The 24,429-nt window shown below is 29.8% G+C and carries 21 protein-coding genes and 1 other annotated feature; of the genes, 9 read left to right on the top strand and 12 right to left on the bottom strand.

Translation table 11 applies throughout. From position 1 onward, the window contains the following. The first annotated feature begins 67 nt into the window (after positions 1-67). The 3 genes from LJD32_RS00435 (at position 68) to LJD32_RS00445 (ending at position 3,639) form a co-directional block, all read left to right on the top strand. Positions 68-925 (top strand): DegV family protein, encoded by an 858-nt coding sequence (locus LJD32_RS00435; RefSeq protein WP_032090472.1) that lies wholly within the window; start codon positions 68-70, stop codon positions 923-925. 123 nt (positions 926-1,048) lie between these two features. Then, complete coding sequence (rnjA, locus tag LJD32_RS00440; protein WP_022002864.1) at positions 1,049-2,821, top strand: ribonuclease J1; 1,773 nt, start codon at positions 1,049-1,051, stop codon at positions 2,819-2,821. Further along, positions 2,821-3,639, top strand: coding sequence for a metallophosphoesterase (locus LJD32_RS00445; protein ID WP_227391488.1), 819 nt, complete (start codon positions 2,821-2,823; stop codon positions 3,637-3,639). The genes rnjA and LJD32_RS00445 overlap by 1 nt, the downstream gene beginning before the upstream one ends. Before the next feature lie 87 nt (positions 3,640-3,726). On the opposite strand, the gene LJD32_RS00450 is transcribed toward LJD32_RS00445, so the two are convergent. The 5 genes from LJD32_RS00450 to LJD32_RS00470 are packed head-to-tail and all read right to left on the bottom strand — an operon-like array spanning position 3,727 to position 7,359. After that, entirely contained in the window at positions 3,727-4,860 is a 1,134-nt protein-coding gene (locus tag LJD32_RS00450; RefSeq protein WP_227391487.1) for a hypothetical protein, read from the bottom strand. Between the two features lies 1 nt (position 4,861). After that, entirely contained in the window at positions 4,862-5,695 is an 834-nt protein-coding gene (locus tag LJD32_RS00455; protein WP_032090476.1) for a PTS system mannose/fructose/sorbose family transporter subunit IID, read from the bottom strand. Between the two features lies 1 nt (position 5,696). Further along, positions 5,697-6,449, bottom strand: coding sequence for a PTS mannose/fructose/sorbose/N-acetylgalactosamine transporter subunit IIC (locus tag LJD32_RS00460; RefSeq protein WP_032090477.1), 753 nt, complete (start codon positions 6,447-6,449; stop codon positions 5,697-5,699). A gap of 13 nt (positions 6,450-6,462) precedes the next feature. Further along, positions 6,463-6,939 (bottom strand): PTS system mannose/fructose/N-acetylgalactosamine-transporter subunit IIB, encoded by a 477-nt coding sequence (locus tag LJD32_RS00465; protein ID WP_227391486.1) that lies wholly within the window; start codon positions 6,937-6,939, stop codon positions 6,463-6,465. An 18-nt stretch (positions 6,940-6,957) separates the two neighbouring features. After that, entirely contained in the window at positions 6,958-7,359 is a 402-nt protein-coding gene (locus LJD32_RS00470) for a PTS sugar transporter subunit IIA (RefSeq protein WP_032090479.1), read from the bottom strand. 310 nt (positions 7,360-7,669) lie between these two features. Between LJD32_RS00470 and LJD32_RS00475 the strand changes: the two genes are divergently transcribed. Next, a complete protein-coding gene (locus LJD32_RS00475) occupies positions 7,670-9,571 on the top strand; it encodes a BglG family transcription antiterminator (protein WP_227391485.1) in 1,902 nt (633 codons plus the stop codon). A 1,737-nt stretch (positions 9,572-11,308) separates the two neighbouring features. Here the strand turns inward: LJD32_RS00475 and argB are convergent. From argB to argC, 3 genes are read right to left on the bottom strand one after another with little or no spacing between them, the layout of a single operon-like run. Next, positions 11,309-12,181, bottom strand: coding sequence for an acetylglutamate kinase (argB, locus tag LJD32_RS00480; protein WP_227391484.1), 873 nt, complete (start codon positions 12,179-12,181; stop codon positions 11,309-11,311). A gap of 11 nt (positions 12,182-12,192) precedes the next feature. Next, positions 12,193-13,416, bottom strand: a complete 1,224-nt coding sequence (gene argJ, locus LJD32_RS00485; protein ID WP_032090482.1) for a bifunctional ornithine acetyltransferase/N-acetylglutamate synthase — start codon at positions 13,414-13,416, stop codon at positions 12,193-12,195. Between the two features lie 13 nt (positions 13,417-13,429). Further along, positions 13,430-14,467 carry an N-acetyl-gamma-glutamyl-phosphate reductase gene (gene argC / locus LJD32_RS00490; protein WP_032090483.1) on the bottom strand — a complete coding sequence of 346 codons (1,038 nt, stop codon included), beginning with the start codon at positions 14,465-14,467 and terminating at the stop codon, positions 13,430-13,432. 39 nt (positions 14,468-14,506) lie between these two features. Further along, positions 14,507-14,717 (bottom strand) — a binding site (T-box leader). A gap of 185 nt (positions 14,718-14,902) precedes the next feature. On the opposite strand from argC, the gene LJD32_RS00495 reads away from it, so the two are divergent. Together LJD32_RS00495 and argH are read left to right on the top strand one after the other, a co-directional pair. Next, the gene (locus tag LJD32_RS00495) at positions 14,903-16,114 is read left to right on the top strand and encodes an argininosuccinate synthase (RefSeq protein ID WP_032090484.1); all 1,212 of its coding nucleotides are present in this window, start codon (positions 14,903-14,905) and stop codon (positions 16,112-16,114) included. A 39-nt stretch (positions 16,115-16,153) separates the two neighbouring features. Continuing rightward, complete coding sequence (argH, locus tag LJD32_RS00500) at positions 16,154-17,530, top strand: argininosuccinate lyase (RefSeq protein ID WP_032090485.1); 1,377 nt, start codon at positions 16,154-16,156, stop codon at positions 17,528-17,530. A 21-nt stretch (positions 17,531-17,551) separates the two neighbouring features. Here argH and LJD32_RS00505 read toward each other — a convergent pair whose 3' ends face one another. From LJD32_RS00505 to argF, 3 genes are all read right to left on the bottom strand, one after another. Then, positions 17,552-18,364, bottom strand: coding sequence for a MurR/RpiR family transcriptional regulator (locus LJD32_RS00505; RefSeq protein WP_032090486.1), 813 nt, complete (start codon positions 18,362-18,364; stop codon positions 17,552-17,554). Continuing rightward, positions 18,357-19,115 carry a metallophosphoesterase gene (locus LJD32_RS00510; RefSeq protein ID WP_032090487.1) on the bottom strand — a complete coding sequence of 253 codons (759 nt, stop codon included), beginning with the start codon at positions 19,113-19,115 and terminating at the stop codon, positions 18,357-18,359. The genes LJD32_RS00505 and LJD32_RS00510 overlap by 8 nt, the downstream gene beginning before the upstream one ends. A 73-nt stretch (positions 19,116-19,188) precedes the next feature. Next, positions 19,189-20,187 (bottom strand): ornithine carbamoyltransferase, encoded by a 999-nt coding sequence (gene argF / locus LJD32_RS00515; RefSeq protein WP_227391547.1) that lies wholly within the window; start codon positions 20,185-20,187, stop codon positions 19,189-19,191. A 123-nt stretch (positions 20,188-20,310) separates the two neighbouring features. Here argF and LJD32_RS00520 point away from each other — a divergent pair, with 123 nt between their 5' ends. Further along, entirely contained in the window at positions 20,311-21,795 is a 1,485-nt protein-coding gene (locus LJD32_RS00520) for a DUF1846 domain-containing protein (RefSeq protein ID WP_032090489.1), read from the top strand. A gap of 19 nt (positions 21,796-21,814) precedes the next feature. On the opposite strand, the gene hflX is transcribed toward LJD32_RS00520, so the two are convergent. Next, a complete protein-coding gene (hflX, locus tag LJD32_RS00525) occupies positions 21,815-23,020 on the bottom strand; it encodes a GTPase HflX (protein WP_227391483.1) in 1,206 nt (401 codons plus the stop codon). Positions 23,021-23,060: 40 nt separating this feature from the next. On the opposite strand from hflX, the gene LJD32_RS00530 reads away from it, so the two are divergent. Together LJD32_RS00530 and LJD32_RS00535 are read left to right on the top strand one after the other, a co-directional pair. Beyond that, complete coding sequence (locus LJD32_RS00530; RefSeq protein WP_147579531.1) at positions 23,061-23,969, top strand: hypothetical protein; 909 nt, start codon at positions 23,061-23,063, stop codon at positions 23,967-23,969. A gap of 55 nt (positions 23,970-24,024) precedes the next feature. Continuing rightward, positions 24,025-24,423, top strand: coding sequence for a transcriptional repressor (locus LJD32_RS00535; protein ID WP_147579530.1), 399 nt, complete (start codon positions 24,025-24,027; stop codon positions 24,421-24,423). Positions 24,424-24,429: the final 6 nt, after the last annotated feature.

The raw sequence follows: 24,429 nt of genomic DNA on the forward strand, positions 1-24,429 counted from the left end.
TTATTTGAATTTTATCGCTATAACTGTTATTATGTGCTTGTGATTATACTAGAAATGGAGTGGTATTATGAAAAAAGTCGCAGTTGTGACTGATAGTAATGCAGGTATTCGTCAAAAAGAAGCAAAAGAACTTGGTATTTTTGTTTTGCCAATGCCTTTTACTATTGATGATCAAACATACTATGAAGATATAAATTTAACTCATGAAGAATTCTTTGAAAAACAATTAAATGGTGCAGAAATCTTTACTTCTCAACCTGTTGTAGGAAACGTTAAAGAATTATGGGATCAAATTTTAAAAGATTATGATGAAATCGTTCATATTCCAATGTCTAGTGGATTAAGTGGTTCGTGCCAAACAGCTATGATGCTAGCACAAGAATACGATAATCGTGTTTTTGTCGTAGACAGTCAACGTATCTCTGTTACTCAAAAATACGATGTCATTGATGCTAAAAGATTAGCTGATCAAGGAAAATCAGGACAAGAAATTTGTGATATTTTAACTGAAAATAAATTAAATGCTTCTATTTATATTACTGTTAATACACTTGATTATTTAAAAAAAGGTGGTCGTATTACCCCTGCCGCTGCTTTATTGGGTGGGATGTTAAAAATTAAACCTATTTTACAAATACAAGGTGAAAAATTAGATTCTTTCGCTAAAACTAGAACAATGGCTAGAGGAACTAAAATCATGAAAGAAGCAATCGCTAAAGATATTAAAGAACGCTTTGATGATGACTATCATAACGTGCATATTTGTGTCGCTTACACTTATGATGAAGCACCCGCTTTAGAATTAAAAAAAGAACTTGAAGAACTTTATCCAGGTGAAAATATTATTTGTGATCCTTTATCATTAAGTGTTTCTTGTCATATTGGACCTCATTCTCTAGCAATTGCTATATGTAAAAAAATTTAAGATTCTCGTTTGAGAATCTTTTTTATTTTTGGGTATAATAATTTGACTTTTTTCATTTTGATAGTCTATAATACATTTTAAGTTTATGCTATAATAAAACAAAAAAATATAAGGAGGTCATTTATGCAAGAAAAGCCAATCCATAATAAATATAATGGCAATAAAAATACAAAAAATAAAAATTTTAATCGTCATAGATCAACACATAAAAACTATAAAAATACAAAACATAATAAAACAATCGATACTAAAGTTTATGCTTTAGGTGGTTTAAATGAAATTGGAAAAAATATGTATTGTGTTGAACACGATAATGAAATTATCATTATTGATGCTGGGGTAAAATTTGCTGAAGAAGGTTTACCTGGTATTGATTATGTCATTCCAGATTATAGTTATTTAAAACGTAATGAAAACAAAATTAGAGGATTATTGATTACTCATGGTCATGAAGATCATATTGGAGGAATTCCTTTTTTACTACAAGTTGTAAAAATACCATTCATTTATGCTTCTCCCCTTGCTTGTGCGATGATTACAAGAAAGTTAGAGGAAAAGCGTTTAACAAATGCAACGCACTTGATTCGTATCGATGATGAATATCAAATAAAAACTAAATATTTTAATATTGGTTTCTTTAAAACCAATCATTCTATTCCTGAAAGTTTAGGAATTATTATTAATTCTCCTAACGGACGAATTGTTTCAACAGGTGACTTTAAGTTTGATTTAACACCTGTAGGAGATCCTGCTGATTTCCAAAAAATGTCGTTTTTAGGTGAAACTGGTGTTACTTTATTATTAAGCGATTCTACCAATGCTGAAGTTCCTACTTTTTCTAAAAGTGAAAAGCAAGTAGCATATGCTGTTCAAGAAGAATTTAGAAAAACTGAAGGACGTTTAATTGTAGCAACTTTTGCTTCCAATGTTCACCGTGTCCAACAAATCGTAGAAGCAGCAGTTAAATTTAATCGTAAAATTCTTGTTTTTGGTCGTTCAATGGAAAATAACATCCAAGTATCAAGACAAATGGGTTATATTAAAGCACCTGATTCTTTCTTTATCAGTAATAATGAAGCAAAAAAATTACCTGATAATGAAATCTTAATTCTATGTACAGGAAGTCAAGGAGAAGCTTTGGCTGCGTTAAGTCGTATTGCTAATGGAACACATAAATTCGTTAAAATCAAACCTGGAGATACTGTTGTCTTTTCATCAAGTCCAATTCCAGGAAATGCATCAAGTATCAATGTTGTTGTTAACCGCTTATTTAGAGCAGGTGCCAAAGTTTTAGTCAATACAGCGTTCAATAATTTGCATACTTCGGGACATGCAAGTCAAGAAGAACAAAAATTAATGTTATTACTTACAAAACCAAAATATTTCTTCCCAGTGCATGGAGAATATCGTATGTTGAAAATTCATGCTGAACTTTCTCAAGAAGTAGGTGTTCCTAAAGAAAATACATTTGTTTTAAGTAATGGAGATACAATTTTACTTAATAAAGGAACTGCTCGTTTAGGACCAAGAATTCATGTAGATGATATTTATGTTGATGGTAATGATCTTTCAGGTTTATCAACTGCTGTTTTAAGGGATCGTCAAATCTTATCTGAAGATGGTATGGTTTCTGTTTTAATTGCTATGGATTCACATGAAGGAAAGTTACTTACAAAACCTGTGATTATTTCTCGTGGATTTGTCTATATGAAAGATAGTTTTCCAATGATTCGTGAAGCTGAAAATTTAGTTGGCCAAGCTTTAGGTCAATTACTTGCAGGAAAAACAACTTTTGGTGAAATCAAAAATACAACAAGAGATGTTCTTTCTCAATATTTTTATCGTAAAACAAAAAGAAATCCAATGATAATTCCTGTTATTATGAATAAAAAATAATGAAAAAAATAATCAAGAAATTTAAAAAACTATTTCTTATTGTTCTTTGTGTTCTTGTTGCTTTATGTATTTTTCAATGGTATGAACAAAGCCAAGATCGCTGTTCAATTACAAAAACAACATTTACAGAAAATTCATTACCGAAACAATTTAATGGGTTTACAATTGGATATCTTTCAGATTTGAATTTATCTGAAAAAAACGATTTAACAAGATTAAACAGTATTATTCAAGATTTAAACGCTAAAAACTTAGATATGATCCTTTTTGGTGGCGATATTTTTAATGAAAGTAGTTTTGAAAACAATCAAGTTTCAAAAGTATTAAAGAAACTTCAAAGTCATTATGGAAAATTTGCAGTACTAGGAGATAAAGATCAAAATGATTCTTCTACCTGTTCAAATATTTTAACAGAAGCTGGTTTTGAAGTATTGCATAATGAAGTTAGAAATATCTATTATAAAGAAGATATTATTCAATTAATTGGTTTAGAAAATACAGGAGATTGTTCTGGTTTGATTAGCGAAACCAACGAAAAGAGTTATAAAATAGCACTTATTCATCAACCTGATTATTTTAAAGAAATAAGTCAGTACTCCATTCAATTACAATTATCTGGGCATACATTAGGTGGTTATTATAAAATACCATTTATTGGTGGGATTGAAACGAAGGATAAAGGTAAGAATTATGTAAATGGAAAGCATACAAAAAATAAGACAACTTTATTGATTTCTAATGGTTTCAATAAAGAAAGTAGTGAAAATCATCGTTTTTTAACGCGTGATGAAGTGAACATAATTACATTAAAAAGATAGAGAATTAACCATCCCATACAACATTTAAAAAAGCGTGAAAGCCACTGATATCAACGGTTTTCACGCTTAACTGTCAAAAACGGGATTTTATCTTATTTTTAAATATTCATTTTGTATCTTCTTTATAATTGGATGCATTTCATCAACACCAATCACATCGCTAATTGCCTTTTTAATTCCCTTTTCAAGAATAAGATTTTGAATCTTTTTTGCTGATATGTCTTCTTTACAATCGTAACTCATGCCATACGCAATTGCTTTAATCAAATTTGGACATTCAATATTATTTTCCATACAAATCATCGCTATTCCCGTTAATCTATCATTTCTGGATAGTTTTCTAATTGGATCCAATGCAACTCTTGTAATATATTCCCTTTCTTCTCCATTTGGTTTCGGTGCATCAACAAAATCATCTAATTCTTCTGCTGTAATTTCAAACGAGGATAAAATACCTTTTTTTGCTTCTAAAACACAAGCTTCCATAATTGCTTTAATATCTTTATTTTTACTCGCTTCTTCAATAGTTTGATATCCGTACTTATAACCAACATACGCACATGCTGCATGCGGTGAATTATAGGTAAATAATTTAATATCTTTCATCATTTCCAAATTATTATTCAATTCAAACCATTTAAATTTAGAAACATCAAAATAGACAGGACTTTGTATTAATAACGTTTGTACTATCTTCGTAGTTAATTGAACAGCATCTTTTGCATCTGAATTAGAACTTCTTCTAATAATCATGTCCCGTAGCGCAACATTTGAACAGTACCATTCCTTTTCGATTTTTAGATCATCTAATAAGAAATTTTCTAATTTTGACATCATGTGATTTTTATTTGTTCCACATAAAATTGTTAATTTTTGTTCATAATTACTTTTTATTCTCTTTTGTAAAGAAAACTTCAATTTACTTAAAGCTTCTTTTATATCTTCAGGATATAATGCCAAAACGATAACATCAGCATTAAGGATAGATTCATAACTATTAGTGTAATCATCAATAAGATATGCATGATAATGATCAATAATATGTTTTTCGTTATAATTTTCATATAGGGCTTCAACTATATAACTATTCTTCTCGTTTAATGAATTAATAACGTTTTCATCTTTATCAATAAAAGTTATATTCCATTTATTTTCATAAAATATATCACCAAATGTTCCTTTTCCTTCCTTACCTGCCCCTACTATCACTACATTTTTCATCCTATAAAACCCCCACAAATGAAGCCACTAAACAAATAGCTACAATTCCAATAGCTAAAACTCCATAATTAACTTTTCCTTTTTTTAAGAAATAATAAATACCAAACACTGCACACAAAGGTAGTAAACCTGGTACAATACTATCTAAAATTTCTTGAATAACTAGCGTTTGCCCTTTTGCTATTTCAAAAGATAATGGTGTTATTATTTTAACAAAATTACTTGTTAATGCCCCCATCATGAATAATCCTAAAATACTTGTTCCAAAAATAAGTTCCTTAATCCATCCCTGTTGTAATATAGATTTTACTGAATCCTTTCCAACAGTATAACCGAAATTCGTTAAATACCTACCAATAATAAAAGTTAAACATGTAAATACCAAAGGAATAAATGCCCCTAATATATTACCCGATGATGCGAAAGTAACAGCAATACCATAAATGATTGTTTTTAATGTGCCCCAATCGATTGTGTCACCAATTCCTGCTAATGGACCCATCAATCCTGTTTTTAACGATGTAATTGCCTCTCCTGGTATTTGCTTAGTTTTTGCTTTTTCTTCTTCCATAGCAATTGCAATTCCTAAAATTGGTGAACCCCAAGTTGGTTCGGTATTAAAAAAGTTTAAATGTCTCTTAACCGCCTCTCCAAATTCTTCTTTATTTGGATATAATTTTTTTAAAACAGGAATGATACTATAACAAAACGATAATGATTGTAGTCTTTCGTATGAATTTGACATCTCAGCTGAAAGCCAATATCTAAACCATGATTTATTAACTAATTTTTTCATATCTTTCTCAACAGTTTTGTTTTTTTCTACTTCATCCATATTAAATAGCTCCCTCCATATTTTTTTCTCTTCTCAATAAAACAATTAACAATGCAATACAAGTTCCAAAAATAGCAGCGGCCATTACATTAATTTTTAAATATTGAACCATGAAAAATGCAATAATGAAAAATGGTAAATATTGTTTTTTTCCAATAATATAAATTGTCATTGCAAATCCCATTGCTGGTAAAATACCTCCTGCAACACTTAATCCATGTGTAATCCATTCAGGCATAGAAGCTAAAATATTTTGCACTGTACCAGCACCTGCATATGTAATCGCAAATACAATTGGGAATCTTAAAAAGAATCCTAAAATTACTGGATACACAATTGCACAACGTTCAATCTCTTTTATGTTTCCAACCTCTGCCATTTTATCTGCTCTATGAAGAAAAACAGCATTGATAATTCTTCTAAGTTGATCTTGTAAAACTCCAATTAATCCAAAGGGCATCGCTAAAACAACTGCTTGTCCAGGATCCATTTGACTAACTAAAGCAATTGGAATTGCTACACATCCAGCCAAACATTCATCAGCCGGTAAATTTCCTCCATTTCCTACTAATCCTAAATATACCATTTGAATACTTGCAGCAATAATCATTGCTTGTGATAAATTTCCATAAATCAATCCAAATGGTAGCGCCATTACTAATGGCTGACATAAAATTGCATGTAATGTATATCCCACTTGTGTTCTGGCAATCCAATACCATAATCCAGCACAAATCGCTAATGATAATTCCATTTTTTTATCCCCCTTATTTTATCATTTTCATTAAATCAGATTTTGTATCTTCTGGTATAACCTGCATATCAATATACACACCAGAATTGGCAATGTCTCTTAATTTATTAATTTCCTCTTCATTAAGAAAAATAGCTTTATATATTGCTTTTTTTCCTACACCGCTTGGTAATCCTCCAAGTTGAATATGTTCCATTTTAAATTGTCTTAAGTAAAGTTCATAAACTGTTTCAATGTTTTTTAATAAAATTAAAAGTCTTTTATTATTATATTTATGAGTGCCAGTATTTTTCATAAAATCATCAATGCTTAAAATTTCTACAATAATTCCATTGGGAGCAGAGGCCTTATATATTTCTGACATAAAACTATCTTTTGAGAGTTCATCATCAACAACAACAATAACATTTGCTTTAGAATAATTTAACCATTTTGTAATAACTTGTCCATGGATAAGTCTACTATCTACCCTAATTAATCCTATTTCCATTTTAGTTTCCCCTTTCCATCATTTTTCTAAAACTATTTCTCTTAAATTAAATATACTATTCTTTTTAACATCAACTGCAATATTCACGAGTTCTTTAAGTGTTTTTATATCTCTATTAATTAATACTTCCAACATCATCGGCAAATTCAAACCTGTTACACATTCAAAATCTAAATTATTTAAATTTGCAAATGATGCGTTAGAAGGAGTCCCCCCAAACATATCGGTAAGCACTAACACACCTTCTTCATTTTCCAATTCTTTAATTTTATTTTTCACTTTACTTTTAAACATATCAAAATCATCTTCTACAAATAAGCCTAGCGCCTCAATATTCTCTTGCTTTCCAGCAATCATTTCTGCACTTTTAATTAATTCGTTACCAAAATTCCCATGAGTTACTACTAAAATATTTATCATGCACTATCACCTCCATCTCTATTTCAAAATAAGTAAGAATACATAATGATTATTACCATTTTTTACCCTCCTTCTACATTATTCTATTCTTATAATCCTTACTTTCCTTACAATGTGATTTTATCACAAATCAGTTTTTAGATATTTACATACTTTTTCCTAAAATTAATGAAACAATTTGGTTGTATTTTTTTTCAAAAATTTTATGAAAAACAGTGCAATAAAAATCAAATTGTAAAATCTTTTCTCTATTAAGGTTTATGATATAATAAATATACTTATAATATTATTAGATTAGGAGGTATTTTTTATGCTCACCAAACGTCAAATTGAAATATTATTAAATTTATTTTCAAACTTAGATGCACCTGTTTCTCTACAGGTCTTTACAGATCAGTTTCATTTAAGCCTTCGTTCTATACAAACTGATATTGCTGAAATAAAGGAAACCATTAAAGAACATGGTTTATATATCGAAAATAACAAAAATTGTATTTGTATGTCTATCACTAATCAAGAAACTGCTAATATATTTATGAATTCAATCATACAAGATTATAACCTTAATCAATTTTTTGAAGATCAATCTTCTCGTATTTCCTATATAATTTCTAAGTTGTTAGATTCAAATGATTATTTAAAAAGTGCAGATTTAGCAGATGAAATGTATATAAGCCGTTCCCAAATATCCAATGACATTAAATTAGCTAAAAACATGTTATCTTCATATCATTTAACTCTTATATCTAAACCTTATTATGGTATTAAAATTATTGGCAAAGAAAATGATATTCGTAATTATATTATTCAAGAAAAATTAAAAATTAAAAATTTGGTTTGTGATGAGATTACACATTCTTTTAATTCACATGAACATATTGATGATATAAATAATATTGTTATTAAAATTCTCACTCACTCACATTATATAATTTCTGATATTGCCCTTCAAAACCTTATCTTGCATATTGTTACTGCTGTTAATCGTATTAAGTCAGGTCATCTTATTCATATGGATTCACTAAACATATCGCCAGTGTATGCACATGTCATCGAAATTTCAAAAAATATATTAGAAAAATGTGCAGATATATATAATTTTGAGTTTAATGATGATGAAATCTTTTTTCTAGCTTTAAATTTATATGGTAAAAGAGAATTTGATAAACAGGAATTTATTACTGATGAAATTAATAATTTAGTTTTTTTAGGCTTATATAAAATCAAAGAAATATTTGGTTTAGATTTTACCTCTAATCTCAATCTACGAATATCATTAGGTTTACATATTTTACCTCTTTTAACTCGTATAAATACTAATATGCAGTTAAGAAATATTATGACATTCAATATTAAGCAAAAATACACACTTGCATATGATCTAGCTTCTACTTTCACCAATACAATTATACCAAGTGATAAAAAAATTTTAGATGATGAAATTGCATATGTTGCTTTACATTTTGTAAATTATATAGATGAAAATTCTCCACAAAAAAAGAAAAGAATGTTAATCATTAGTTCTTTAAGAAGGAGTGAGACTATTTTGCTTCAAAATAATATTTTGAGAAATTTTCCATCAATAAAAGAAGTTAAAATTATTCCTAAAAATTCGTTATCAACTACTAATGTGAATAATTATAATGTAATATGTACAACTGAAAATGATATATTCATTAATAATAATAAAATACAAAAAATTTCTTATTTTTTTAATGACACTGATATCAAGAAAATTGAATTACTTCTAGATGGGTTCAATGGTCCAAAAGATATTTTGGATTGTTTTAGTGAGGATTTGTTCTATTATGGAGATGCTCCATCTAAAAACGCCGTTATAAAAAGGCTTTATGAAATGGCTTATAAGCAAGGCTTAGCAGATGAAAAACTATATCATTCAATTATGAATCACGAAAATGTTACTTCCACTTATTTTGGTAATTATTTAGCAATACCACATCCTGAAATTTTTTTAAGTGAAACATCTTTCATTTCTGTTGCTATATTACCAAAACCCATTTTATGGGATGATGAATATGTAGATATTGTTTTTCTTGTTTCAATACAAAAAAATAATCCTAACGCCTTTAAATTATGGTCTTACTTATCATTTTTAATCTCAAATAACACAACATTAGAAGAAATCAAAAAAGAACCTACTTTTCAAAATCTTTCTAAAGTCATTTCAAAAATATATGAAGATTTATTTTAGACAAATAACTATCCACCGGTTTAGCCGGTGGTTTTACATTTGCGGGCATAGTCCTACTTTCTAAGCGCATGTCTCAAGACACTCCTTATGCCTACAGCTACCGCGTGCACTCTGTATTTACTTAGTTTTTCCCTTTTCCTTTTTTAAACAGGTATTCCAAATCCAGTGTCAGCTGTTCACTTTCCTGATCATCTTTTAATTGACTCACTATATAATTTTTTATTCTTTTCGTATTCTCTCCTACTGTATCTTTTTATTGTGGTAGATATATAAGCTCTCACCAACCTCATATATATCAACCCTAAAGTCTATATTCAGGTGGAACGGAATATTTTTTATCTTTGTATGATATGAGATGTGTTGATGGTACATTCTGGCGTAAATGTTCATTTATATATGAATCAAGCACTATCTTGTTTGACAATGGTTTTAGATATTCTTTGTCTTTTTCAAAAATAGTATTTTTTGATTGTGTGCCTGTCCTTTTTTGTACTTTCTTGAAAGGGCAGAAATGTTTGGTTTAATGTTTAGTTCTTATGTAATTCTTATTTCTCCAATTAAATTTTTTTCCATTATGATTAATCATCCTAAAGAGATTGTATCAAAAATAAAAGATAACCTTTATCTAGCTGTAGTATTTTCACCATTATTGGTGATTTTTACTACGCCCGAATTGGTTATCTTTATATTAACCTTATTATTCAACATTATTTTCTTCCAAAGAAAGAGATCTCATGATAATATCTTTAATAGGCATTAGCCTCCTCTCATGTATGATTTTAGTAGGCAAAACAATCATATCATGAGAGGACTTTTTTATATGCAATAAGGGTACCACATAAATATTTAAAGGGTGCCCCTATTTAAATAGAGTAGAGGGAGAATAATTATTCTCTCCCCTCTCATTGCACCGTACGTACGGGTCTCGTATACGGCGCTACATTTATATGGCAATTCAACTACCCTAGGTAGTATTTCATGGGATTGACCAAACCTAGTCTTTCCCTTTTATTTATGGCTAGTATGTCCGCATTTATCAAGAAATTAACTACACTTCCATTTACACGTTTGTACCAACCTAATCTTGAATTGGCCACTGCATATATTTGTTCTTCACTGAACTTGTATGGCAATTTCTTGTTTAATAGTTGCAGACTCTTGTATACTCATGTTGTTGTTTCTTCCTTCATTTGTAAATATATTTGAAACCATTCCCTCTACCTTCATCTCCTTGGAATTACGATTTCCAATTATAAGATTATCCTCGATTTCGAACTGTTCAAACATTGCTTATGATAAACAAACATCATATAAACATTAGGTCCTTCAGTATTTGGTGTTATACCTACTATGACCTCAGCTGACTTCTTGTGATAAACCTTTTTCGACCAACGGTACCATCACTGCTTTTAAAGTTTACTGGACTTCGTTGTTCACAAGACCTCCCGGGGTAATTCACTAATCCTATTTCCTTTACAACGTCTTGATTTACTGTCTTGGTTTTACGTTTACCTTTTGGATTTCGATTTGTGCTGCAATCTCATCCACCATTTAGCCTTATATCAAGTTTCTGTTCGTACGCTCAAAGGAATCACTACACCACTTCTTTCATCCTTGCCATCACTGACAACAACTTGTGGTTCATTACACTTGGCGGTAAATACCTGTGGTTGGTTTATTTCCAACTGAATTAGTGCCATGCCCGACACACAATGATAAAAAGATAGTGCTTTCGCACTATCTTTTTATCATTGTTCCAACACCTTTTTTAGTAAAGATTTCTATTAATAAGCTATGTTCTAATCTACCATCTAAAATATGAACACGTTTAACATCATTTTGTACTGCCTCTAAACAGTTTTTAAGTTTTGGAATCATTCCTCCAGTAATAATACCACTTTCAAATAATTCTTTAGCTGATTCAGTATCAATTTTTGAAATCAATGTTTCTGAGTTATTTGGATCTTCTAATACACCTTCAATATCCGTCAAGAAAACAAGTTTACTTGCTTTAACAGCGCGTGCAATTGCTGTAGCAACATCATCTGCATTAATATTATAAGCATGATATTTTTCATCTAAACCAATTGTTGAAATAATTGGTGTATACCCTTGATCTAATAAAGTATTGATGAGTGTAGTATCCACACTTGTAATTTTCCCTACAAAACCAATATCTTCACCTTGAGGCATAACCTTTTCTACCGTAATCATATTTCCATCTTTTCCAGATAATCCAACAGCATGTGTTCCAATTTGTTCTAAATGTGTTACAAGACCTTTATTGATTTTTCCAGATAAAACCATTTCCGCAATTTCTAAAGTATCTCTATCAGTAACTCTTAGACCATTTTTAAACTCACTTTTAATTTGTACACGGTCTAACATTCTATTGATGTCTTTTCCCCCACCATGAACGATAATTGGTTTTAACCCAACTGATTTTAAAACTGCAATATCTTTTAAAACGCTCTTTTTGATGATTTCATTTGTCATTGCACTTCCACCATACTTAATAACAACAATATCACCTTCATATTTTTGCATATATCCAAGCGCTTCTACTAAAATTTCCGCTTTATTAATTTCCTTCTTAAACTCTTGTTGCATCTCTTTTCCCCCTACGAACGATAATCAGCATTGATTTTGACATAATCATAAGTCAAATCGCATCCCCAAGCTGTTGCCTTTGCATCAGCAATTTTCATTTCAATATTTGTTTTTACATAATCACTCGATAAAATCTTAGTTGCAAATTCTTCACTATAATCTGTAGCCATCCCATTTTCTACAAGTTTTAAATTACCAAATTCACTTTCTATATATAAATCTACTTGATAAGGATCAAATTCTTCCCCAGAATATCCCATCGCACATAAAAGTCTTCCCCAATTTGCATCATTTCCAAAAATAGCTGTTTTTACAAGTGGTGATGTGCAAACACTTTTAGCAATTACTTTTGCTTGTTTAACATCTTTTGCACCATTTACATTTACTTCTAATAATTTAGTAGCCCCTTCTCCATCACTTGCAATACATTTAGCTAAGTATTCATTAACATAATATAAAGCTTCTTTAAATGTTTGATAATCTTCATCTTCTTTTACAATTTCATCATTACCAGCTAAACCATTAGCAAGTAATAAAACAGTATCATTTGTTGAAGTATCTCTATCTACAGAAATCATATTAAAAGTATCTGGAATAACTGATTTTAATGCTTTATTTAATAATTCTTTAGAAATATTTAAATCAGTTGTAATAAATCCAAGCATTGTTGCCATATTTGGATGAATCATCCCTGAACCTTTACAACATGCTCCAATAGTTACCGTTTTTCCTTTTACTTCAATTTCAACAGCTAAATGTTTTGGTTTTGTATCTGTTGTCATAATTGAAGTAGCTACATCAATTCCTGCTTGATGATCATCTTTTAATTGTTTTAAAGCTTCATCAATCCCTTTTTCAATTGGATCAGTAGATAATTGTTTACCAATGACTCCTGTTGAACAAATCAATACTTTTTCTTTTTCTACATTTAAAGCATTTCCTACAATATTTGCGAATTTTTCATTTGCTTCTTCACCAAGTTTTCCAGTACAAGCATTGGCAATCCCACTATTAATCGCAATAGCCTTTACTGTATCACTGTTTTCTACAACTTGTTTATCCCATAAAACAGGAGCCGCTTTTACCATATTTGTTGTAAAAGTTCCTACTGCTTTTGCTTCAACATCAGAAACAATTAAAGCAAAATCTTTATTTTTCTTTTTAATACCAATATGTAATCCAGCACCTTTATACCCTTTTGGATTAGTAACTGTTCCATCTTCTATTATTTTCATACTCTTTTTCCCCTTATAAAACTGCAGGTGCTAACATAAGACCTGTCTTTTCATCTAAACCAAACATAATATTCATATTTTGAATTGCTTGACCAGCAGCTCCTTTAACTAGATTGTCCATGGCTCCCATCATAATCACTCTATGTGTACGAGGATCTACTTTATAAGCAACATCAACAAAGTTTGAACATTTTACATTTCTTACTTCTGGAACATTTCCTTCTTTTAAGACACGTACGAAATATTCATCTTTATAAATATCATACGCTTTTTTAACATCTTCCTCACTTACTCCTTTTTTTAATGAAGCGTAAGCTGTAATTAAAATTCCTCTATTCATTGGAATAAGATGAGGTGTGAAGTTAAGTAATACTTTTGATGAAGAAGCATACCCTAATTGTTCTTCAATTTCTGGTGTATGACGATGACTTGCTACACCATAAGCTTTAATACTTTCATTCACTTCACAATAAAGATTTTGAACTTTTGCTCCTCTACCAGCACCACTTGTTCCACTCTTTGCATCAATAATCAACGTATCCATATCAATAAGTCCTGCTTTAGCAAGTGGATAAATCGATAAAATGGAACATGTTGGATAACATCCAGGATTAGCAATCAGTCTTGCATTTTTAACATCTTCTCTATTGATTTCACATAATCCATAAACAGCTTCTTGAATAAATTCAGGTGAAGCATGTTTAATTCCATACCATGATTCATAAGTTTCAACATCTTTAATACGATAATCCGCAGATAAATCAATAACCTTTACTTTCTTTAAAACATTTTCATTGACCATCTTTGCACAGACCCCTTGGGGCGTTGCAAAGAATACAACATCAACATTATCTAAATATTTTTCAATATCTTCATCTACACACTTTTGATCTAATAAAGTGAAATAACTTTTATAAACATCACTATATTCTTGATCACTATATGTTCTTGATGAAACCCATTCAATATTGACATTGGGATGTGTTAATAAAAATCTTACAAGCTCACATCCCCCATAACCAGTTGAACCAACAATTCCGACATTAATCATTCTACTTTTCCCCCTATAAAAAATAAAAAGCCGTCTCTAAATAGAGACGACTGATCGCGTTACCACTCTAATTGTTGTAAGTTGACCTTACAACCTCTTTCATCTTTAAGGCAGATCTACCAAAAGATATACTTCTATTTCCATCTTTTCTCTCGTAAATGCGCTTCATCTTTACTTCCATTCCTATCTTCCATCAACATAGGATTGCTCTTATTTCCATAAAGACTACTCTTTTAGTCTTCGAGTTTAAAACCATTATATGACAAATTTCAATTTTGTCAATAATGATTTATTAAGAAAAAAATTTTTTAATATATAATAAAGATGGGGCTTACTTTTTGGGTCTACAACATTTCGACAAGTATATTGCATATTTGAAAAAAGTAGTTTATGATAATAATAATTTATAAGATAAAAACAAGGGGGAAACTATAAATGAAAGAAAAAGTTGTTTTAGCTTATTCTGGTGGATTAGATACTACTGCGATTATCCCATGGCTAAAAGAAAACTATGATTGTGAAGTTATTTGTTGCTGTATTGACGTTGGTCAAAAAGAAGAATTAGACGGTTTAGAAGAACGTGCTAAAGCTTGTGGTGCAAGTAAACTTTATATCAAAAATGTGGTTGATGAATACGTAGAAAATTACATTATGCCTACTGTTCAAGCAGATGCTGTATTTGAATACAAATACTTATTAGGGACTGCAACTGCTCGTCCATTAATTGCAAAAGTACTTGTTGATGTTGCTCGTCAAGAAGGTGCAACAGCAATTTGTCATGGTGCCACTGGTAAAGGAAATGACCAAATTCGTTTTGAATTAGGTATTAAAGCTTTAGCTCCAGATTTAAAAATCATCGCTGCATGGCGTGATCCAAAATGGACAATGGATTCTCGTGAATCTGAAATCGAATATTGTAGGGCTCATGGTATCAATTTACCTTTCTCTGCTGATAATAGTTACTCACGTGATAGAAATATTTGGCATATTTCTCATGAAGGATTAGAACTTGAAGATCCATCATGTGCTCCAAATTATGATCACTTATTAGTATTATCAAATTCTCCAGAAAAAGCTCCAGAAGAAGATGTTCACTTATCAATTGATTGGGAAAAAGGTGTTCCTGTTGCTTTAAATGGTGAAAAGATGTCTCAAAGAGAAATCTTAGAAAAATTAAATGAAATCGGTGGTCAACATGGTATTGGTATTATCGATATCGTTGAAAACCGTGTTGTTGGTATGAAATCAAGAGGTGTTTATGAAACACCAGGTGGAACTATCTTAATGGAAGCTCACCAACAATTAGAAGAACTTATCTTAGATAGAGAGACACTTAAATATAAACGTCTTGTTTCTGTTGAATTTGCTGAACTTGTTTATGCTGCTAAATGGTTCTCACCACTTAGAGAAGCATTAACTGCTTTTGTTGATAAGACTCAAGAATATGTAACAGGTACAACAAACTTTAGATTATATAAAGGAAATATTATTAAAGAAGGTACAACTTCTCCTTATTCATTATATGATGAAGATATCGCATCATTTAAAACTGGTGATTTATATGATCATCATGACGCTGAAGGATTTATTACTTTATATGGTCTTTCAACTAAAGTACGTGCAATGAAATTAAATAACAAAAAATAAAAAGAGCCCACTGCTCTTTTTATTTAAAGGAGGAAATTTATGAATTTATGGGGTGGAAGATTCACTAAACCTACAAACCAACTTGTTTATGATTTTAATGCTTCTATTAAATTTGATAAAACTTTTGCCAGTCAAGATATCAAAGGAAGTATCGGTCATGTAAAAATGTTAACAAAACAAGAAATCTTAACACAAGAAGAAGGTCAACTAATTGAAAAAACTTTAAAAGAAATTTTAAATGAAGTTGAAAATGGAACATTAGAAATTGATGAAAACTTTGAAGACATTCATAGTTTTGTCGAATCAACATTGATTGATCGTATTGGTGATACTGGTAAAAAATTACATACTGGTAGAAGTAGAAATGACCAAGTTGCTTTAGACATGAGACTTTATACAAAAGATCAAATCGAAATGTTGAATACTTTACTTGTTGATTTATTAAAAACCATTCATGAAATCATGAAAGAACATATCGATACCATCATGCCTGGTTTTACCCATCTACAAAAAGCACAGCCAATTACTTTAGCTCATCATATGGGAGCTTATTTTGAAATGTTTAAGCGTGATCAATCACGTTTACATGATATTTATGAAAGAATGGATTATTGTCCATTAGGTTCTGGGGCTCTTGCTGGAACAACTTATCCCTTAGATAGAGAATACAGTGCTGAAATTTTAGGTTTTAAAGGACCTTGTTTAAATAGTATTGATGGCGTTTCTGATCGTGATTATTTAATTGAACTTTTAAGCGCTATGTCTACAATGATGATGCATATGTCACGTTTATCTGAAGAAATGATTATTTGGAATACAAATGAATATCAATTTATTGATTTAGATGATACATTCTCAACCGGTTCTTCAATCATGCCACAAAAGAAAAACCCTGATATTTGCGAATTGATCAGAGGGAAAACAGGACGTGTTTATGGTGCCCTTATGGGATTTTTAACAACTATGAAAGGTCTTCCTCTTGCTTATAATAAAGATATGCAAGAAGATAAAGAAATGTATTTTGATGCTTTAAATACAACTAAAGGATGCCTTCAATTATTAAGTGATATGTTAAAATCAACAACATTTAATAAAGATAAAATGAAAAAATCAGCTACTGGTGGTTTTACAAATGCAACTGATGCTGCTGACTATCTAGTAAATAAAGGTGTACCATTTAGAGATGCTCATGGTATTATTGGTCAACTTGTTTTATATGCAATTAGCCAAAACAAAGATCTTGATGAACTTTCTCTAGAAGAATTAAAAAATATCTCTGATGTTTTTGAAGAAGATGTTTATCAAGCAATTGATGTCAACACTTGTGTCAACAAAAGAAATACAATTGGTGCCTGTGGTCAAGAGATGATGAAAAAAGTCATCGCTTTAAATGAAGAATATTTAAAACAATTTTAAAAAGGGCGTTTGCCCTTTTTCTTATACTCTTCCATATTTTATATGATAAAGTGCTTCTAATAATTCAAAAATGTACGTAATAGAAAACTTACCAATCAAAGATAAATGATCTGTTCCTACTTGAATAATCATATCAAATTGCTCTTGATATGGTATATTTTCTACTTGAGTAATACATATTTTATGTGCTTTACTTTTTGCAATCTCTCTTAACATATCTGGATGATCTTGCCAATAACCTCCTGCAATCGAAGAAACAATAATCAAATCATTTTCTGTTAAATCATGAACCACTTCTTTTTGACTTTGTAAAGGATACATTCCTGTACATTTCTTTCCTAAATAAGATAATTCAATTTGTAGTTGCATGGAAACTGACTGAGTAAAAAAGTTTCCCGCAAAACAAATTTCATTACTTTGATAAATAAGATCTACCAGTTTTTCTAATTCTTCAAATTCGATCATTTCATAAGTTGATCTTAAGTTTTGTACAATATTTTCAAAATGATCGATAAATAAATCTTTGGTTGTTTTTCCTTCAATAGGAAAAACAGGCAATTGATGATCAAATTGCATACGCATGGAATCATGATTAAAATAACGTAAATTCATGGTGACATCCATTTTAAAGTCACTAAAACTTTCATAATTTAATTTTCGACACAACCTTGAAATCGTCGCTGTAGAAACAAAACACATTTCTGCCACATCCGTAATATTATATTCTGGTATTTTATTAATATTTTCTAAAATCATCTTTGCTGCATTGGAATAAACATCATCTACTTTTGATGTATTGATAAAATTAATTAAAGCATAAAAAGCACTACGCATCGTTTACCTCACTCATTTTAAGGACAAATACTTGTCCATCATCTAAACAAATACAATTAAGTTGACCTCTTTCTCCTAAAGCAAGTCCCCCATCAATTCCAATTTTATTATGAAATTCATCATCATACCAAACATTAAAACTTTGATCTCTATTAATAAAACAAAGTGGGGTATGACCAAAAATATAAGTCTTATTTAAATCACATTCACTTAAAAAGAAATAATCACGAATCCATAAAAGAGTATCCTCTTCTTGATCATCAAGATTTCTTTCAGGATCAATTCCAGCATGAACTAGAACATAATCTTTATTATTGACTGTTAATTCTAAATACAAAGGTAAGTTTTTAAGATAATTATAGAGATTTCTTAAAAAAACATTTCTTACAATGGTGTAATCACAATGATACAATTTCTTTTTACGTAGATATTGGCGAATATTTTCAATCGTTTTTTCTCCGCCATTTTGTGACCAAAGCTTAAATTCACAACTTGGAAAATCAAAATCATCGTGATCAATGGCTTCTTTTAAAGCCTCTTGCATCATATATTCATGGTTCCCTTTGAGTAAGGTAATATTATCAAATTTTTGAATATAAAAATAAATATCCAAACTACAAGGTCCACGATCACAAATGTCTCCAAGTATATAAAGTTGATCATGACTATTAAATTGTATTTTATCTAACATTCTTTTGAATATTTCAAAATTACCATGAATGTCAGAAAGTACATATGTCTTGCCTTTCATGATGATCACCTAAAATTATCATAGCACAAAATTAAACAATTTGCTTAAAAAAGAGTTAATTTTAAAAAGATGCTTACGCATCTCTTCCAATTGTCGCAACCATAACTGCTTTAATTGTATGCATTCTGTTTTCAGCTTCATCAAAAACAACAGAATTCTTTGATCTAAAGACTTCATCTTCAACTTCACGAATATCGATTCCTTCGTCATGTTTGGTTTTAGCAACAGTTGTTTCAAAATCATGGAATGATGGTAAACAATGCATAAATAATGTTGAATCTTTACCTGTTTTACTCATCATTTCTTGAGTAACTTTATATGGTGACAACATTTCTACTCTTGGTTTATACAAGCTTTCATCTTCACCCATACTTACCCAAATATCTGTATAAATAACATCTGCATCTTTTACTGCTTCATCTACATTATCTGTCACTTCAATTGTTCCACCCGATTTTTTAGCTTCTTCCTTACAATAAGCAAGTACTTCTGGATCGATATGTAATGATTCTGGACCAAGGCAAACAAAATGCATTCCCATTTTAACAGCTCCATACATTAAACCATAACATACATTGTTACGAATATCTCCAGTAAAGACAAATTTAATATCTTCTAATGGTTTATCTAAATGTTCTTCAATTGTAAGAAAATCAGCAAGTGTTTGTGTTGGATGATCAACATCAGTTAAGCCATTCCAAACTGGAACCCCTGAATATTTAGCAAGAGCTTCTACTGTTTCTTGTTTAAATCCTCTAAATTCAATACCATCATACATTCTACCTAATACTTTAGCTGTATCTTCAATGGATTCTTTTTTCCCCATTTGTGAGTTACTTAAAAATGTAGCATGTCCACCTTCATCTAAAGCAGCCACTTCAAATGAACAACGTGTTCTTGTTGATGTTTTTTCAAAAATCAAACATACATTTTTCCCTAATAAATGTTGTCCAATTTTTCCTGCTTTTTTATCAGCTTTTAATTGATGTGCTAAGTTCAATAAATATCTAATTTCTTCTTTTGAATAATCTTTTAATGTTAAAAAATTTCTATTTTTAAGATTCATAATAATCCCCCTTTTAATAACCATAATTTTATCAAAATATTGATATTTCTTCAATATTGATAAATAATTATTATTTTGTTTAAAAATAAGACAAATTATATATAATAAGGAACAGGGAGAAAATGAAAGATGAGAAAAATTGGATTTAGTAACGAAAAATACATTGAATTACAATCAAAACATATCAAAGAACGTATCAAACAATTTGATAACAAGCTTTATTTAGAATTTGGTGGTAAATTATTTGATGACCACCATGCATCTCGTGTTTTACCAGGATTTGAACCTGATAGTAAATTAAAAATGTTATTAGAATTGAAACAAGATGCAGAAATTATTATTGTCATTAACGCCAATGACATTGAAAACAATAAAATGCGTGGTGATCTAGGAATCACTTATGATTTAGAAGTTTTAAGATTGATTGACGCTTTCCAAAACATTGGACTTTATGTTGGAAGTGTTACAATTACACGTTTTGAAAACCAAGTACATGCTATTGCTTTTCAAAAGAAACTAGAAAACTTAGGAATTAAAGTCTTTAGGCATTATCCTATTGCAGGTTATCCAAATGATATTGAAAAAATCGTCTCGGAAGAAGGATTTGGAATCAATGATTACATTGAAACAACAAAACCACTTGTTGTCGTAACAGCGCCTGGTCCAGGAAGTGGAAAAATGGCGACTTGTTTATCACAACTTTATCATGAATACACTCATGGTATTAAAGCAGGATATGCAAAATTTGAAACATTTCCTATTTGGAACATTCCTTTAAAACATCCTGTAAACTTAGCTTATGAAGCAGCTACAGCAGATTTAAATGATGTCAATATGATTGACCCATTCCATTTAGAAGCTTATAACGAAACAACTGTCAACTATAATAGAGATGTTGAAATCTTTCCGGTTTTAGAATCAACATTCAAAAAAATCATGTCAACTTGTCCTTATAAATCACCTACTGATATGGGTGTAAATATGGCTGGAAATGCAATTATTGATGATGAAGCATGTAAAGAAGCAAGTAAACAAGAAATCATTCGTCGTTATTATCAAACAAAACTTGATTTTAAACGTGGTCTTGTTGATAAATCAGCAATCTCTAAAATTGAAGCCATCATGCTTACTTTAGATTTAAAAGCTATAGATCGTAAATGTGTCAATCATGCATTAGAAATCGAAGAAAAAACCAACGAACCAGGATTTGCGATTGAACTTAATGATGGACATATTATCACTGGTAAAACAACATCTTTACTTGGAAGTGCTTCAGCGTGTTTATTAAATGCATTAAAATATCTTGCCAATATTGATGATGATATTTTACTAATTGAACCTGAAGTTATTGAACCTGTTGCTAAACTAAAAAAAGGAATCTTAAAAAATAAGAATCCTCGTTTACATACAGATGAAATTTTACTTTCATTAGCTATTTCTGCAAATAATAATGAAAACGCTAAAAAAGCTTTATCATGTATTGAACAATTACAATACTGTGAAGCCCATTCATCAGTCATCTTATCTGAAACAGATATCGATACTTTAAAACGTTTAGGTATTCGTTTAACTTCAGAAGATAAATTCCAATTTAATCGTATATATCAAAAATAAGCCATTTTGGCTTATTTTTTTAATGTTTTAAACAATAATGTAAATAGTTCTTTATTTCTTGTTTTCTTGCTTCTATTTTCAAATAAATACTCTTTTCTAAGTATTCTATTTCTTTTACATAACAATGTTGATGTAAATATTTAAAATCTTCTCCTTGACTATAAGGAATAGAGAGTTCAAATACTTCATAATCTTTAAAGAGAAGATGTGAGATTTCATCTTCTAATAAATCAAGACCTCTTTTATATTTTGCTGAAATAAAAACATAAGGTGATTGTGGTTGGATATAAGCATATTTATTTAAATCAATTTTATTATAAACATAAATCATTGGTGTATTTTCAACCCCTAATGATTTTAAGACTTCATTGGTTGTTTCTATTTGCATTTGATAGTCTTCAAAACTTGTATCTACAACATGTAATAAAAGATCTGCTTCTTTTACTTCTTCTAAAGTGGAACGAAAAGCTTGAATTAAATGATGAGGCAATCTTTCAATAAAACCAACAGTATCTGTAAGTAAACAATCATGATTTTTTATTTTAATATGTCTTGTGGATGTTTCTAAAGTCGCAAATAACATATCTTTTTCAAAAACTTTCTTTTGTTTATCAGGACATAACGTATTCAATAAAGTCGATTTTCCGCTATTTGTATAACCTACTAAAGCAATAACCGGAATTTGGTTATTCTTTCTTCTTTGTCTTTGTACTTGTCTTTGTTTGACGATTTCAGCCAGTTCTTTTCGAGAGCGGGCAAGCTTTCTAGCAATAATTCTTCGATCAAGTTCAATTTGTTTTTCACCTGAGCCCCTAAAACCAGAACCACCTTGTTGATGAGACATATGTTCTTGCATTCCCACAAGACGTGGTAATAAATACTGATCACGAGCAATTTCTACTTGTAATTTAGCTTCTTTTGTTTTAGCACGCTCATCAAAAATACGTAAAATCAAATCTGTTCGATCTGTAACTTCTGTTTCAAGTAAATCCGTTAAGTTTTTAACTTGTAATGGTGTCAATTCATCATCAAAGATAACCATTTCATCTTGAAGTTTTAATTTAATTTCTTCAATTTTACCTTTACCAATATACGTTGCTGGATTTATTTTTTCTAGTTTTTGAATCACAACATCAATCACTTCAATATGACACGCCTCACATAAAGATTTTAATTCTTCTTCATAAAAAGGATTTGTTGATGTTAATACTAAGATTGCTTTCATTCTTTCACCTCTTTAAGTATTCTACCAATTAGGAGACGCTATGAAAAGATATAATGACTATTTTACTTTACTCTTTGTCACATTTTTAACACTTTTTTCTTTTTTTCATATGTCAACAATTGTTGATGTCAGCCATGATGTCATTACCATTGTCTTTAAAAATCTTCTACCCTCTTTACTTCCGTTTATGATTCTTGTTTCACTTTGTTTAAATCTAGGTATTTTAGATATCCTTGCTTATTTTTTACAAATTCCTTTTTATAATTTATTTTCATTGACACCAATGATGTCCTCTCTTTATTTTGTCTCCTTTTTTTGTGGTTATCCAACCAATATCAAAATTATTAAAGAAGCTTATGAACTTCATTATATCGATCTTGATGAACTTCAACATCTTCTCTCCATTGCTTCTTTTAGTTCCATCTCTTTTATTTTTGTTTCCTTAAACACCCCCTATTCTCTTTTGATTTTTATTTGTCATCTTCTACCAAGTCTCATACTTGCCCTATTTTATCACCATCCTCAAAAAAAACTTACCTTTAAACAAGTACGACAAACTTTAAAACAACCACATCTTTCTTTTGTAAAAGCCTTTAAAAAAAGTGTTCTTTCCAGTGTCTATGCTTTCCTCTTTATTTTAGGATATATGTTGATTTTCCAATTTTTTGTTTCTTTTTTACAAGATGTTTTTCCTCAATTTTCTTTTGATTATCTTAAAGGAATTTTAGAATTTAGTAGTGGCTCTTTAAAGATCATTCATCAGTCCAAAAAAATGCTTCCTTTTGTATGTTTCTTTCTCTCTTTTAGTGGTTTTTCCGTTATGATGCAAGCTGATAATCTCTTAGAAGCTATTCCCTATTCTTTTAAAAAATATTTTCTTTCTCGTCTCTATCATGGAATTCTTTCTTTTATTCTTTGTTTACTATTTCTTCAATTTGGATTGATTTGACAGATGTATGGTATTTATTTATAATAATAGTAACCATTACTATTAGGAGAAAATTATGAAAGAAATTAAGATTCGATACTCTAAACAAAGAGAGCTCATTTTCAACAATTTAAAACATAGATACGATCACCCTACTGCAGAAATGATTTATCAGGACTTAAAAGTAGATTATCACCATTTAAGCTTAGGAACAGTATATCGTAATTTAAATCAACTTGTTGAAACAAAACAAATCAAAAAACTCGATTTAGGAGATACCATGGTTCACTATGATGGCAATATTCAACCACATATGCACTTTATGTGTAACTGTTGCCAAACAATCTATGATCTTGATAATAATGATAAAAAAATTATTAAACAATTTGAAAAAACGTACAAGCATCATATTGATGTTATTGATATCAATATGTCAGGTATCTGTGAAAAATGTTTAGAAAAAAAGGCAGCTTAATTGCTG

The sequence above is a fragment of the Faecalibacillus sp. TM498 genome (genome assembly GCF_020589955.1).
Classification (GTDB): domain Bacteria; phylum Bacillota_I; class Bacilli_A; order Erysipelotrichales; family Coprobacillaceae; genus Faecalibacillus; species Faecalibacillus intestinalis.